General features: G+C 68.0%; 12 protein-coding genes. 8 read left to right on the top strand and 4 right to left on the bottom strand.

The window, feature by feature from the left end:
* Positions 1-110: 110 nt before the first annotated feature.
* The 3 genes from IEX72_RS02620 (at position 111) to IEX72_RS02610 (ending at position 3,891) form a co-directional block, all read left to right on the top strand.
* Positions 111-668: a hypothetical protein gene (locus tag IEX72_RS02620; protein ID WP_188785830.1), complete on the top strand. Its 558-nt coding sequence runs from the start codon at positions 111-113 to the stop codon at positions 666-668.
* Between the two features lie 67 nt (positions 669-735).
* Positions 736-978 carry a hypothetical protein gene (locus IEX72_RS02615; protein WP_188785829.1) on the top strand — a complete coding sequence of 81 codons (243 nt, stop codon included), beginning with the start codon at positions 736-738 and terminating at the stop codon, positions 976-978.
* A gap of 225 nt (positions 979-1,203) precedes the next feature.
* The gene (locus IEX72_RS02610) at positions 1,204-3,891 is read left to right on the top strand and encodes an AAA domain-containing protein (protein ID WP_188785828.1); all 2,688 of its coding nucleotides are present in this window, start codon (positions 1,204-1,206) and stop codon (positions 3,889-3,891) included.
* An 11-nt stretch (positions 3,892-3,902) separates the two neighbouring features.
* Here the strand turns inward: IEX72_RS02610 and IEX72_RS02605 are convergent, their stop codons facing one another.
* A complete protein-coding gene (locus IEX72_RS02605; protein WP_188785827.1) occupies positions 3,903-6,731 on the bottom strand; it encodes an ATP-dependent helicase in 2,829 nt (942 codons plus the stop codon).
* Between the two features lie 115 nt (positions 6,732-6,846).
* Between IEX72_RS02605 and IEX72_RS02600 the strand changes: the two genes are divergently transcribed.
* From IEX72_RS02600 to IEX72_RS02590, 3 genes are read left to right on the top strand one after another with little or no spacing between them, the layout of a single operon-like run.
* Positions 6,847-7,587, top strand: coding sequence for an MBL fold metallo-hydrolase (locus IEX72_RS02600; RefSeq protein WP_188785826.1), 741 nt, complete (start codon positions 6,847-6,849; stop codon positions 7,585-7,587).
* A 54-nt stretch (positions 7,588-7,641) separates the two neighbouring features.
* The gene (locus IEX72_RS02595) at positions 7,642-7,992 is read left to right on the top strand and encodes a hypothetical protein (protein WP_188785825.1); all 351 of its coding nucleotides are present in this window, start codon (positions 7,642-7,644) and stop codon (positions 7,990-7,992) included.
* Positions 7,989-8,939: an alpha/beta hydrolase gene (locus IEX72_RS02590; protein WP_229663712.1), complete on the top strand. Its 951-nt coding sequence runs from the start codon at positions 7,989-7,991 to the stop codon at positions 8,937-8,939. Before IEX72_RS02595 ends, IEX72_RS02590 begins: the two co-directional genes overlap by 4 nt.
* Positions 8,940-8,993: 54 nt before the next feature.
* Here the strand turns inward: IEX72_RS02590 and IEX72_RS02585 are convergent, their stop codons facing one another.
* Entirely contained in the window at positions 8,994-9,401 is a 408-nt protein-coding gene (locus IEX72_RS02585) for a universal stress protein (RefSeq protein WP_188785824.1), read from the bottom strand.
* 183 nt (positions 9,402-9,584) lie between these two features.
* On the opposite strand from IEX72_RS02585, the gene IEX72_RS02580 reads away from it, so the two are divergent.
* Positions 9,585-10,139, top strand: a complete 555-nt coding sequence (locus IEX72_RS02580) for a DoxX family protein (protein ID WP_188785823.1) — start codon at positions 9,585-9,587, stop codon at positions 10,137-10,139.
* A gap of 37 nt (positions 10,140-10,176) precedes the next feature.
* On the opposite strand, the gene IEX72_RS02575 is transcribed toward IEX72_RS02580, so the two are convergent.
* On the bottom strand, positions 10,177-11,007 hold the full coding sequence (locus IEX72_RS02575) for a ZIP family metal transporter (RefSeq protein WP_188785978.1): 831 nt from the start codon (positions 11,005-11,007) through the stop codon (positions 10,177-10,179).
* A 109-nt stretch (positions 11,008-11,116) separates the two neighbouring features.
* Complete coding sequence (locus IEX72_RS02570; protein ID WP_188785822.1) at positions 11,117-11,836, bottom strand: SDR family NAD(P)-dependent oxidoreductase; 720 nt, start codon at positions 11,834-11,836, stop codon at positions 11,117-11,119.
* Positions 11,837-11,939: 103 nt separating this feature from the next.
* Here IEX72_RS02570 and IEX72_RS02565 point away from each other — a divergent pair, with 103 nt between their 5' ends.
* Positions 11,940-13,442 carry a phytoene desaturase family protein gene (locus IEX72_RS02565; RefSeq protein ID WP_188785821.1) on the top strand — a complete coding sequence of 501 codons (1,503 nt, stop codon included), beginning with the start codon at positions 11,940-11,942 and terminating at the stop codon, positions 13,440-13,442.

Raw genomic sequence — 13,442 nt, 5'->3', positions numbered from 1 at the left:
AAATTCTGTGCAACGGTATCCGGCGGAACTCACTGCGAGGGGTCAGCGGGACGCTCCCGACCGCGCCCGCAACCGTCATACTCTTTCTGTCTGGGCGATATACAACGGGTATGCGCGTCAGAGACTGGCAGGACATCCTCGCGGACGTGACCGAGTCCGACGCCGATCCCGACGGGTGGCGGGCCATCGCGGGCGACCGCCGAGATGGGGTGGGTGAGGACCTCTTTTTCGGCCACCCCGACGAGGGCGTGTACGCGTTGAAAACGTACACCAAGAACCCCTCGGAGCTTCGGGGCGTCGGCAGCCGTATCGCGCGTCGGATCGACGACGACCTCGAGTCGCTGTTTCCCCGGCGCGACCGCGACGACGCCGGCCGGTTCGGCGTCCAGTCGCCTCCGGAGGACGAGGATCACGCCGAAATGATGGCCACGCGGCTGGAAGAGGCGGTGAAGGTCCATAGCGAGGCGCCGACCGACCCCGACGACTTCTTTACCGACGTTATGGACGCCCTCGACAGCCCGGCGTTCGGCCCGATGGAGTACGAGTTCGACGGCCGGCCCGACCGGCTCGACGCCCTCGAAGAGGAGTTCTCCGACGCCGACGAGTTGCTCTCGAAGGACCTCGACCAACTGGTCGAGAAGGACGGCGTCGGCCGCGGGTTCCAGTGACGCCGGACGTGACCGCCGCCGGCGGCTGGACGCCGGCGACGAACCGGCGCGGGTTCGGGGGGCCCCCGTGGTCGGACCCAGTCTGACGGACGCGGAACGCGACCTCGCCAGCCGACGGCTCAAACTCGGGTTCGTCGGCCTGGTCGCGGTTTCGGGGGCGCTCACCGCGGTCTGGGCCGGTGGTTCGCTCGCGGTCGTCGTTGCGGGACTGGCCGGCGGAGCCGCGCTGGGCGCCACGCTCCTGTGGTTCGTCCTCCGGTGGTGGGCGGAGTTCCTTCCCTCCTCCGAGCGGGCCCGCGGCCGCCGGTGAGGCTGGCGCCGTCGCGGTGGGGTTGAAACCGGTGCGGTGAGGCTGGCGCCGTCGCGGTGGGGTTGAAACCGGTGCGGTGAGGCTGGCGCCGTCGCGGTGGGGTTGAAACCGGTGCGGTGAGGCTGGCGCCGTCGCGGTGGGGTTGAAACCGGTGCGGTGAGGCGGACGTCCGTGACGACCCCGACGACCGATAGCGTCTTATCGCGCGGTGGGTAGATACGTGACGTGCAACTGCGTGGCCGTCTCGTCGACGTCGGCGACGAGCGCGAGGTCGACACGGAGTACGGATCGCGGTCGCTGGCGGAGGTGACAGTCCGCGTCGACGACGCCGAAGGCGGCGGCGCGGTCGGAGACGCCACTGCCAGGCTCACTCTCTGGGGGAAGTGGACCCACACGGTTGAGCACGCCGATCCCGGGATGGAACTCCTGGCGACCGACCTCGAGACCTCCGAGTACCGCGGCGAAACGGGCTACGCGACGACCGGCGACTCCCGGGTGGTGCTCGAACCCGGCTTCTTGATCGACGTGACCGACATCCGGTCGTGGGTGCAGTGCCCGCGGATGTACTACCTCAACAAGCTCTCGGGGATCCCACTCAACTACCCCGTGGTGAAAGGAACGATCGTCCACGAGGTGTTCGGCGACCTCCTCCGGGACCGGGATCTGGAGGATGCGATCGACGAGCGGGTCGAGGGGGCGGGGCTGGAACTCGGGTTGCTGGGCCGGGAAGCCGACGAAGTGCGCGATGAGGTCCGCCGGAACGCCGCCGCAATCGAGGGGTGGCTCGCGCAGGGTACCCTCACCGAGGAGGACGCGTGGCGCTCCGAGTACACACTGATCTCGCCGACGTTCGGGATCAAGGGTCGGGCCGACGCGCTCAGACGGGGGATGCCGGTAGAGCTCAAAACTGGCAAGAACACCAACCGGGAGCCACGTTTTCAAGACAAGATCCAGGCGGCCGCGTACGCCCTGGTGCTCGCCGAACGCGGCGTGCCCGCCGACACAGGCACCCTGTTGTACACAAAAAACACCGCCGTAGAGCGCACCGAGGAGACCGGCGACCTCTCACCCGCCAAGGAGTTCTCGATCGGCGACGGCCTGCTCGACTTCGTGGTCCGGACGAGAAACGAAATCGCCGCGATGGAGTGGGAAACGGATGTCCCGACGGGGTACGAGGCCGACGCCCGGTGTGAGTACTGCTTCGAGCAGGACACGTGTATGGTGGTGTCGGGCCGGCTCGACCAGGAGTCGAAGGCGGGACAGATCGGAGCGACCGTGCCCGAGGAAGAACGCGAGTATTTCGAGCGGTTTTACAACGCGATCGAGGCCGAACGCCGCCAGATCCACGCTGAGTACCGGAAGTTGTGGGAGCAGTCCCCACGGGAGAGAGCCGACGACGACCGCGCGCTGATCGGCTTAGAACCGCTCGACCGCACCCAACGCGGCGACGGCCGGTGGGAGATGCGAGCGCGAAAGCCCGACGAGTCGGTCTCGAAGCTCCGGGAGGGCGATGTGGCGTTAGCGAGCGACGGTGACCCGGTCGCCGGCCACGCCGAACTCTGCCGAATCGTGGCGTTGGGCGCGGAGGTGCGAATCACCGCCGACGAACCGCTGGATCTCGCCCGCCTCGACGTCTACCCCTCCGAGATCGGGGTCGACCGGATGTTGACCGCGCTCCACGACTTCGTGCTGAAAGCCGACCCCGACCGGAAAGACGTGCTGTTCGGCCGCCGGGACCCGGAGTTCTCGAACCGATCGCTCGGCCCCGACGGCGACCGCGAGACCTTCGTCGCCAACAACGCCGCCCAGGACCGGGCCGTGCGACTCGCGGTCGACGCCGACGACGTCGCGCTGATCCACGGCCCGCCGGGGACCGGCAAGACCCACACCATCGCCCGGATCGTCGCGGAACTGGTTGGTCGCGGCGACGACGTGTTGCTGTCGGCGTTCACCAACCGCGCAGTCGACAACGCTCTGGATGCGGTGCGCGAGCGAGGTATCACGGGGCTCGCCCGGGTTGGCACCGAACACGGGGTCCGCGAGGACATGCTCGATGTCCGGTTGGAGCAGGGCGGCGACCCCAACGAACGGGCCGCAGCGCTCCGGGACGCGTCGGTCGTCGCCGCAACCACCGCCACCTGCGGGTCACGGGTGATGCGCGAGCAGTCCTTCGACGTGGCGCTGATCGACGAGGCCTCACAGTTGACCGAACCGGGGACGCTGGCGGCGGTCTCACGCGCCGATCGGTTCGTGCTGGTCGGCGATCACGAGCAGCTTCCCCCCGTCGTCAGAGCCGAAAACGACCTCCAGACCTCCCTGTTCGAGCGACTGATTGAGACCTACCCGGAGGCGTCGGTGCTGCTCGACCGCCAGTACCGGATGGCACAGCGGATCCAGGCGTTCTCCTCCCGGGAGTTCTACGACGGGGCCCTTCGGCCGGCCGACGGATCGGTCGCGGCGCAGCGGCTCTCGGATCTCGGCGTTGACGAGTCGGCGCTTCCGGAGTCGCTCCGCGACCGGGTCGCGTTCGTCGATCCCGACGGCGACCGCATCGGCAACACCAACCCCGCTGAGGCCGACCGCGTGGCAGACGTTGTGGATTCATACCTCGGTGCGGGCGTCGACCGCGACGACATCGGCGTGATCGCGCCGTTCCGCGCGCAGGTCGCCGAAATCGACCGCCGGACCGAGGTGGCGGTCGACACCGTCGATCGGTTCCAGGGGTCCGCCAAGGAGGTGATCGTGGTCTCGTTGGTCGCGACCGGGTCGCTCGACGGCCCGCTCTTCGAGGACCACCGGCGGGTGAACGTCGCGCTCACGCGGGCGCGGAAGGCGCTCGCGCTGGTGGGCGACGCCGACGCGCTCGCGACGGATCCGTTCTACGCCGGGCTGCTGGCGTGGGCGCGACAGTGACCCCGTAGCGGTCAGGAGCCCTCAATCGTAACGTCCTCGGCCTCGCCGCCGTCATCGATCGATTCCAGTACGCGCTCGTGGAACTCCTGGAGCACCGCGCTTCCGTCTTCGGCGAGGACGACATCGCTCGCGAGTAGCGTCGCCAGCCCGAACGCCCGCGGCGTTGGCGAGTCGAGTTCCGTGGTCACGATCTCGACGTCGCCGCGGCCGAGCGCCGCGAGCGCGTCTTCTATCGCTTCGACATTGAGTTTGTCCTCGGTGATTTCCCTGTAGGTCTCTTCGATCACCGCGAACTCGTCGAGATCCTCCGCGAACGACAGCAACATCTCCGCGGACACCTGCTGTTCAGCCGCGGACTTCTCGTAGCCTTTGTACCGCTTCAGGATCATCAGCGCGCGGGTGGCGTTGATCCGGAAGTACCGCTGGAGGAGGTCAGTCCCCCGGAGCGCGTCGCGGAGATCGGATCGAACCGTCTCGGGGTCGAGGTCGCGGAGCACCGCCCCGACGTCGACTTTCCTGTTCAGCGGCATCGACAGCGAAAAGCCGTTGTCGGCGACCGCGACCTGGACGTTGGCGTTCGAGCGGCGGGCACACCGGGCGGCGACCAACCTGGAGAGCCCGTCGTTGAACCGCCGGCCGTACGTGGAGTGGACATAGAACTGCCGGCGGTACTGCTCGCGGTCGAGCACCTCCTCGACCACGAACCGGTCGTCTGTGGCGACGCTCTCCGTCCCCGCGTACCGGCGCTGCTCGTCGAACAGCCGGGTGATCGCGCGCACCGAGTTCTCGTCCACCGGGAACCCCCGGAGCCACTCCCGGACCGCCGGCGGCCCGCCCTCGGCTAGCCGGTCGAGGAGGTTGCCCTGAAACGCCGCGATCTCCCGTCCGAGGTCGTACGACAGCGGCAACCGCTCGGAGAACCAGGAGGGGACAGTCGGCTGGGCGGTGGTCCGATCGACGTACACCTTCGACCCGCGGCGGTACTGGTACGCGAAGCGGTCGCCGCCGAGCACGAACACGTCGCCTTTCTCCAAGGTGTCGAGGTAGTCCTCGTCGAGTTGCCCGACCCACTCGTCGGTCTGCCTGGTCCGGACATCGCAGGTGAACGAGTCGGGGATAGTCCCGATGTTGGTCATATAAATAACACGGGCCATCCGCCCGCGCTTGCCCATCAGCGGCGCGCCCACGTCGAACTCCGGGTGGTGGTGCTCGCCGTTGGGTGGGTCGTTCTTGTCACGCCACACCTTCGCGTAGACGTTTTTGTCCTCCAAGCCGTCGTAGTCGGCGGTGAGGTACGTCAGTAAGCGCTCCCACTCGGCGTCGGTGTAGTCCCGGTAGGGGGAGGCCCGACGGAGCGTCCGAAGGATCTCGCTCTCGCGCCGCACAGCGTTGATCGCCATCCCGTAGACGTGCTGGGCGGCGACGTCCTGGGCGTTCTCCGGAACGAACACCCGGTCGACGAACCCGGATTCGGCCTTGTCGAGCATCACCGCACACTCAACGAGTTCGTCGCGGTCCAGGGCGATCACCCGGCCCTCCACCACCTGGCCGAGGCGATGGCCCGCCCGCCCCACGCGCTGGAGCAGCGAAGCGACCGACTTCGGGGAGCCGACCTGGACCACCAGATCCAGGTGCGGCATGTCGATCCCGAGTTCCAGGCTGGTGGAGGTGGTGACCACGTCGAGCGACCCGTCCTTCAACCGCGCTTCGACCGCGGTCCGGCGCTCCTTTGAGAGGCTGCCGTGGTGACACCCCGAGTTCCCGTCGCCGTAGGCGTCGAACCGCTTTCGGAGGTTCTCCAGGACCCGCTCGGCGCCCGACCGGGTGTTGGTGAACACAAGGGTGTTGTCGTGGGTGGAGATCAGCTCGTGAAGCCGGTCGTAGAACCCCGATTGGACCGCCGATCGTGGGGTGTTGATCAGGTCGTCGGTGGGACATTCGAGTTGGAGGTCGAACTCGCGGACGAACCGCGTGTCGACGATCTCGTACGCCCGACTCGACCCGGTGTCGTCGCGGCCGACCAGGAACTCCGCCATCGCCTCCAGGGGTTCGACCGTTGCAGAGCACCCGATTCGCGTCGGCGACGTGTCGGCGAGAGTCTCCAGCCGTTCCACGGAGACCGACAGGTGGGTCCCGCGCTTGTTCGCTGCGAGGCTGTGGATCTCGTCGACGATCACGTACTCCACTGACCGGAGTTTCTCCCGGAACTTCGGGGCGTTCAGTAGGATCGCGAGCGTCTCCGGGGTGGTGTTGAGGATGTGCGGGGTCTCCTCGAGCATCCGCTGTCGCTCGGCTTTGTCGGTGTCGCCGTGGCGGATCGCGTGGCGGACTTCCACGTCGTCGTCGGTGTTGTCAAGCCGGTCGCGGATCCCCGAAAGCGGAACTGTCAGGTTCCGGTGGATGTCGTTTGCGAGCGACTTTAGCGGCGAGACGTAGAGGCAGTACACCGAATTGTCGAGGCCGTCATCGGACTCCCGCGCCCGGCCGAACAGGTCGTTCAGGATCGCACAGAAGGACGCGAGCGTCTTCCCCGACCCGGTCGGTGCACACACCAACGCGTTGGTGCCGTCGTCGACCAGCGGGATCGCTTCCCGCTGCGGCGGGGTGAAGAACCCACCGTTCTGGCCGACGTACCGTCCGAACTCGTCGACCCACCACTCCCGGACCGCGGGGTCGAGCCGATCGAGCACGTCGCTGTCGGCGATGTCAACCGTGTCGGGGTCGAACGGGAACGCTCCCGGTCCGTCGGGGTCGCCGCCGGCGGTGTCCCCGACCCGAGCAACGTCGTTTTCGGCCCGGTCGGCGGCACGCCGGAGCAGGTCGCGCCCGGTTTCGGCCATCACCCGTAGGTCGGGTGCGACGGGTAAGTGGGTTCTGCCCGATCCGGTGCCAGTGCCGATCGGAACCCCCAGTCGCTCCCGAACGCATATCCGGCGGGCCGCCGTGGCTCAGACGATGCGTCTCACGTTCCTCGGAACCGGCAGCGCGATGCCGGTCCCCAACCGGGCACAGACGGGGCTCCTGCTCGAAGCGGACGGCCGAACACTGCTAGTGGACTGCGGCAGCGGCGTCCTCCACCGCCTTGCTGGCACCGACGTGGGGTATGAAGGGGTGTCGTCGGTGCTTTTGACCCACCGCCACCTGGATCACGTCTCCGACCTCCTGGCGCTTCTGAAGGCGCGGTGGCTGGCGGGCGAGGAGTATCTCGAAGTTGTCGGCCCCACGGGGACGAAATCCCTCCTCGACGGCCTGCTCGGCGTTCACGACTACCTCGACGGGCGCGTTGACCTGAGTGTCAGGGAGGTCGGCCCGACGGAGTTCTCGGTTGCAGGGTTCGACGTCGCCGCCACCGGGATGGACCACTCGGTGGAGTGTCTGGCGTACCGCGTTTCCGGCGCCGACGGCGACGTGGTCTACTCCGGCGACGGCGAGGCGTCGGCGTCGCTCGCGTCGTTCGCCGACGGCGCCGCAGTGCTCGCCCACGACTGCTCGTTTCCCGACGACGTCGACGTCGCCACCCACCCGACACCCGCACAGCTGGGCGAGGCGCTCGCGGGTCATAGCTTCGGTCGCGTCTACCTCACGCACCTCTACCCGCACACAGAGGGTCGCCACGACGAGATGCTGGACTCGGTCGGGCGGGCGTACGACGGCGAGGTGCGGTTCGCCAGCGACGGGCTTCGAGTGGAAGTGTGATCCACCCCGCGTGCCGCGGCAACTGTTTACTTCCCCCGCGTCGAAGGCTCCGGTATGAACGACGTCATCTCCGGGGTCGAGGGCGAACTCAGATCCAACGCGGTCGACGTGGAGTCGATCGAGTGGGGCGACGACACGGTCGAGTTGGTCTACCTCACGGCGTTTCCCGGCTTCTCCGTGAACCACCAGGAGATGGGACGGGCACTCCGGACGTTCATTGACGCCGCCGAGCACGACGAGTGGGAGCCCACGCGGGTGGAGGCCACGGTGCTTCGCCACCAGGAGGACACCCTCGGGACCTGGTACGCGGACGCCGAGTGGTTCCGACAGTATCTAAACTACGACATCAGCGGGGAGGAGTTCTCCGAGCGCGTGATCGGAACCCTCTCGGAGGACGAGCAGTGACGGATTCCGGCACCCGGGCCGAACGAGACGGCGTGTCCCGCGACCGTCCCTCGCGGTACGAGTTCTCGAGTGTCCGGCTGACCTTCCGGAGCGGCGGCGAGCGGTGTGCCGGTCGGCTCTACCGGCCGGACCACCCGTCGGACCCGCCGCTGGCGGTTCTGGGTGGTGGCCCGATCGGGGCGGGTGGCCAACCGCTGTCGCCCTACGCCGAACGGCTGGCGGCAGCGGGGTACGCCGCCTTTGCGTTCGATTTCCGTCACACGGGCGACAGCGACGGCGCCCCCCGGAACCTGGTGTCGCCGGCGCGGCAGCGTGCCGACTGGGAGGCGGCGCTCTCTGGGCTCTACAGCCGTGGTGACGTCGTGACTGACCGTACCGTCCTGTGGGGTGTCGGCCTCGCGGCCGACGGCGCGCTCGCGGTCGCGGCCGACGACCCACGGATTGCCGGGGTTGTCGCGGCGACGCCCGTTCTCTCGGGGCGGGCGTTCCTCCGGGAGCGTGGGCTGGGCTTCCTCGCCGGCGGTCTCCTCGCGGGCGTCCGCGACCGACTCGCGTCGGCGGTCGGCCGGTCTCATACCGTTCCGGTTGTGGCCGACGGGGTCGACGGCGGGCGACTCGCGCTGGTGTCGACACCGGGTGCGTCGCGGGCGTACCGCGACCTCGGTGGCGACGAGTGGGCCAACCGAACGCCGGCGCGGTCCCTGCTCGGACTGTGGCGCCACACCGGGACCGACGACCGGCGCCGGCCCACCTGCCCGGTGCTCCTCGTCGGCGGCACGCGCGACGACGTGGCAGGTGTCGAAGCGGCCGAGGCGGCCGCAGAGTCGCTGCCGGACGCGACGTTGGTCCGGCTTCCGGCGGACCACTTCGACATCTACGACGGCGAGGGATTCGACCGGTGCGTCCGCCATGGACTCGCGTTTCTCGACGCCACGACGACGCGGTGACTCGGCCGACGGTCGTGCCGACCGTCCGGGCTGCCCTCCGCCCGTTCCCAGTCGCTACACCGCCTCCTCCGACAGCGGCACGGCCACGACCGGCCGGTCCGACCGACGGAGGATCCGCTGGGCGGTGCTTCCGAACACCATGTTGGCTGCGGGTCGCCGCTGGCGGATCCCGATCACCAGTTCGTCGGCGTCGACCGACTCGGCTTCTCCGAGCACGTCCTCGTGGGGTTCGTTCCCGCGGACGAGCTGTCTGGTCTCAACCGTGGTGAACCCGCCGAGCCGGGAGAAGATCACGTTCAGCGCCTCCTCGCCGTCCCGAACGTCCCGGCTGTCGGTCTCGTCCTCCCCTGGCAGTGAGTTGATGGCGTGGAGTTCGTCGGCGGCGTCAACCCGGTCGATCAGGTAGTCACAGAGCCGGGCGCTCGTATCCACGTGGTCTGTGGCGACAACGTACGTGGTCATATCCGGACATCCGCCGGCGCGGACAAAAACCCACCCGTACGACCGGGCCGGTCGCGGTGGTGACGAACACGAGCGTGTGGCTACCGCCTGGTGTGTCCCGATCTCGTTCGGCGCTCGGAATCTCGCGATCTGGGAACCAACACAGGGGTATACTACTCGGGGTGGTGGATGTACAGACACATTATGTCGTCACAAGAAATCCGTCTCACGAGCACGGTCGGCGGGTTCACCGCCGACGGAAAGTTACACACACTGAGCGTCTGGTTCATCCTGGCGCTCAGGCTGATGATGGGTATCGCGTTCCTGTGGAGCGGAGCCGACAAGCTCCTCTCGGGGGGATTCAACGCCGCGGGATATCTCCAGAACGCCCCCCCAGCCAACGGCAGCCCGGCCGCAGACCTGTTCGTTGCAATGGGGGGAACCGAGTGGTTCGTGGCGTTCGTGAACGTCGCCGTCCCCTGGGGCGAGGTCCTGATCGGACTCGGGCTCATCGTGGGGCTGCTGGCCCGACTCGCCGCGTTCTGGGGCGCGTTCCTCATGCTGTTGTTCTACCTCGGCAACTGGAACGTCGCCCACGGCTACATCAACGGCGACTTCGCGTACATGCTGGTGTTCCTGTCGGTGGCGGCGTTCGGTGCCGGCCGGATCCTGGGGCTCGACGCGGCCGTTGAGCAGTACGAGGCCGGCGGCCAGCCCCTGATCGAGCGCTACCCCTGGATGCGGTACCTCCTGGGGTAGGCGGTCGGTGGCTGTTCGTACCCGTCGCGTCGACCGCTCACACGATCACGAGCCACGCGAGCAGGACGCCCAGCCCGCCGATCGACGTGGACGCGACCGCGTGGAGCCGGAGCCGATCGAGCAGGGCGTGGGCGTCACCGGAGACCGAGAGCAGGTCGTGGACCTCGCTCCCGATCTCACACCGGGGGAGAAAGTCCATCGCGACGTGGAGGAAGACGCCGGCGGCGAACCCGAACACGACCCCGCGGACCGGTCCCGCGGCGGGCAACGAGATCAGCGACGACGCGATCCCGGCGACCCCGACGCCGGTGGCGGGGACCAGGAGGACCGACGGGTTCCGACCGGCGTCGGCGAGCCGGCGCGCGGCGGCGTACCCCGCCGGGCCCTTGTGAGAGACGATCGCCAGCCCCAGCAACACGCCAAGCTCGGGCATGTTCCCGTAGATGATCCCGATGATCGCGCCGGCGGAGACGGCGTGGGCGGTCAGTTCGGCCACGGTGCGGTCCATCGGGAGGTCCATGTGCGCCAGCCGGTGGCCGATCGTGTGTGACGCGAAGCCGGCCAGCAGCCCGAACGCGATCCCGAACCCGCCCCACCGGGGATGCTGTCCAATGGCCTGCGGGACTAAAAAGACGGCCGCGCTCGTCACCATCGCACCCGCAGCCAGCCCGTACCCCCACACCAACCCCCCGGCGCTCCGCTCCCCGGTCCGGGCGCCGAGCGGCACCGCGGCGGCCATCGCGAGAAAGGCGATCCACGAGATCCCCACCAGCTTCTCCGCGCCGGTCGTCCCGGTAACGACAGCAAAGACCGACAACGCCGCGAGCAGGAGCGTGGCGAGAACGCCGATCCGTGAGATCCCCGTGATGGTATGAACATACACGTCTCGATTAATAACGCTCACGTTATGATCGTCGCGACTGGTTTTATTAAACCCATCGGGTTGCGGCCCGGGAGCGACGAGGCCGGCAGCCGACTCAGCGGGATCGGGTCGCGCGCTTCCAGGTGCGGAGGTCGACGCGTTCGCCGTCGATCTCCTCGGCGTCGGCCTCGGCCGCCGCCCAGACGAACATCGGCGCGATGTCCTCGGGGTCACGGCCCCCGGGGCCGCTGAGGTCGCTCGCGACCATCCCGGGATCCACGATGGTGGCCGCCTGCGCCACGTCGACCGAGAACTGCCTCACCAACCCCTCGACGGCAGCCTTCGAGACGGCGTACGCGCCCATCCCCTCCGTCGGCTCGTTCGCGATCGACCCCGACGGCACCAGGAGTCGGCCCGACTCGGGCATCGCAGCGTGTGCCTCCTTTGCGACCGCGAAGACGCCTCGGAGGTTGGTCGCGAGCGTGTCGTCGAAGCGGTCGTATGGCTCGCTTCCGATCGGCATCTCTCCGGGGGCGCCGTGGTTGACGCCCGCGTTGGCAACCACCACGTCGATCGCGTCGCTGTCGCCCGCCCCGATCGCGGTGTCGACCAGGTCCGCCACCGCCTGTTCGGACTGCACATCGGCGACAACGCCCTCGACGTGGCCGTCAGTGTCAACGTTGGTGGTGGCTTCGGTGACGGCCGTCTCGAGCGCCGCCTCGTCGCGGGCACACCCCACGACCGTGGCCCCCTCGGCGGCGAACGCGGCGAGCAGTGCGCGCCCGATCCCGCGGCTCGTTCCCGTCACGAGAACCGTTGCGTCGGTGAGTTCCATACCCTCCGTTAGAGCCGGGGAGTGGTAAAGATTCTCGCCGATGCCAGCTCCACGCTGTGGCCCGGTCAGTCGTTTTATACCCGTCAGGTCCTAACCGACCAGTATGAACTCCCTCGCGGATCTCGAATCGCTTGACGGGGCCGATGTCGTCGTGATCGGCGGCGGTTTCGGCGGTCTGTCGACGGCCTGCTACCTGGCCGACGCGGGCGCCGACGTGACCCTCCTCGAGAAGAACGAACAGCTCGGCGGCCGGGCGAGCCGCCTCGAAGTCGACGGGTTCCGGTTCGACATGGGCCCGTCGTGGTATCTGATGCCCGACGTCTTCGAGCGGTTCTTCGGCCACTTCGGCCACGAGCCCTCGGAGTACTACGACCTCACCCGGCTCGACCCCCACTACCGGATCTTCTTCAAGGACGGCGACCGCGTGGATATGGTTCCGGATCTGGAGACAAACAGGGAGGTCTTCGAGTCCTACGAACCGGGTGCGGGCGAGCGGTTCGACGAGTACCTGGCGAAGTCGAAGGAGAACTACGAGGTCGGGATGGAGCATTTCGTCTACGAGGACCGCGCCTCGATCTCGGATTACCTCGACTGGAACGTGGCGAAGAACGCGCGGGGGCTCTCGTTGATCGGGTCGATGCAGGATCACGTCGAGAAGTACTTCCAACACCCCAAACTCCAGCAGATCATGCAGTACACGCTGGTTTTCCTCGGCGGCGCGCCGAACAACACGCCCGCGCTCTACAACCTGATGAGCCACGTCGATTTCAATATGGGTGTCTACTACCCGGAAAACGGCGTGGGCGGCGTCGTCGACGGCGTGGTGGAACTCGGCGAGGAACTCGGCGTCGACTTCCACACCGACGCCCCGGCCGCAGAAATCAAGGGCCGCGAGGGCGCGTTCGTCACCCGAACCGAGGACGGGCGGGAGTTCTACTCCGACTATGTCGTCAGCGACGCCGACTATCGCCACACCGAAATGGAGCTTCTGGACCAGAAGAAACGACAGTACGACGCCGACTACTGGGACTCCAGAACGTACGCGCCCTCGGCGTTCCTGCTGTATCTGGGTGTGGAAGGTGATGTCGACCCCTTGGCGCACCACAGCCTCGTGCTCCCCACCGAGTGGGGCCCCCACTTCGAGAAGATCTTCGAAGATCCCGCGTGGCCCGATGATCCCGCGTACTACCTGTGTGTCCCCTCCCAGACCGACGACGACGTCGCCCCCGACGGCCACTCCAACCTCTTCGCGTTGGTGCCGATCGCCGCCGGGTTGGAGGACACCCCGGAGCTCCGCCAGGAGTACCGGGACATGATCTTAGACGACGTCGCGGCGAACACCGGCGTCGACCTCCGCGACCGGATCGTGGTCGAAGAGCAGTTCTGCGTGAACGACTTCGCCGACCGGTACAACAGCACCCAGGGCACTGCGCTGGGGTTGGCCCACACCCTCCGCCAGACCGCGCTGTTTCGGCCGTCGCACCGCTCGTCGGCGGTCGACGGCCTCTACTTCACCGGATCGTTCACCACGCCGGGGATCGGCGTACCGATGTGCCTGATCAGCGGCCAACTGACCGCCGAATCAATGGCCGAAGCCGTCGCGTAA

It is taken from the genome of Halobellus salinus, from assembly GCF_014646875.1.
Taxonomy (GTDB): Archaea; Halobacteriota; Halobacteria; order Halobacteriales; family Haloferacaceae; genus Haloquadratum; species Haloquadratum salinum.
The sequence above is the reverse complement of the archived record's forward strand: the minus strand, read 5'-3'. Positions and strand labels throughout refer to the sequence as shown.

Coding starts and splice junctions, on each gene's coding strand:
- IEX72_RS02585 (WP_188785824.1), bottom strand. CDS start 9,401: ATGACCACGTACGTTGTCGCCACAGACCACGTGGATACGAGCGCCCGG.
- IEX72_RS02565 (WP_188785821.1), top strand. CDS start 11,940: ATGAACTCCCTCGCGGATCTCGAATCGCTTGACGGGGCCGATGTCGTC.
- IEX72_RS02595 (WP_188785825.1), top strand. CDS start 7,642: ATGAACGACGTCATCTCCGGGGTCGAGGGCGAACTCAGATCCAACGCG.
- IEX72_RS02600 (WP_188785826.1), top strand. CDS start 6,847: ATGCGTCTCACGTTCCTCGGAACCGGCAGCGCGATGCCGGTCCCCAAC.
- IEX72_RS02570 (WP_188785822.1), bottom strand. CDS start 11,836: ATGGAACTCACCGACGCAACGGTTCTCGTGACGGGAACGAGCCGCGGG.
- IEX72_RS02580 (WP_188785823.1), top strand. CDS start 9,585: ATGTCGTCACAAGAAATCCGTCTCACGAGCACGGTCGGCGGGTTCACC.
- IEX72_RS02605 (WP_188785827.1), bottom strand. CDS start 6,731: ATGGCCGAAACCGGGCGCGACCTGCTCCGGCGTGCCGCCGACCGGGCC.
- IEX72_RS02620 (WP_188785830.1), top strand. CDS start 111: ATGCGCGTCAGAGACTGGCAGGACATCCTCGCGGACGTGACCGAGTCC.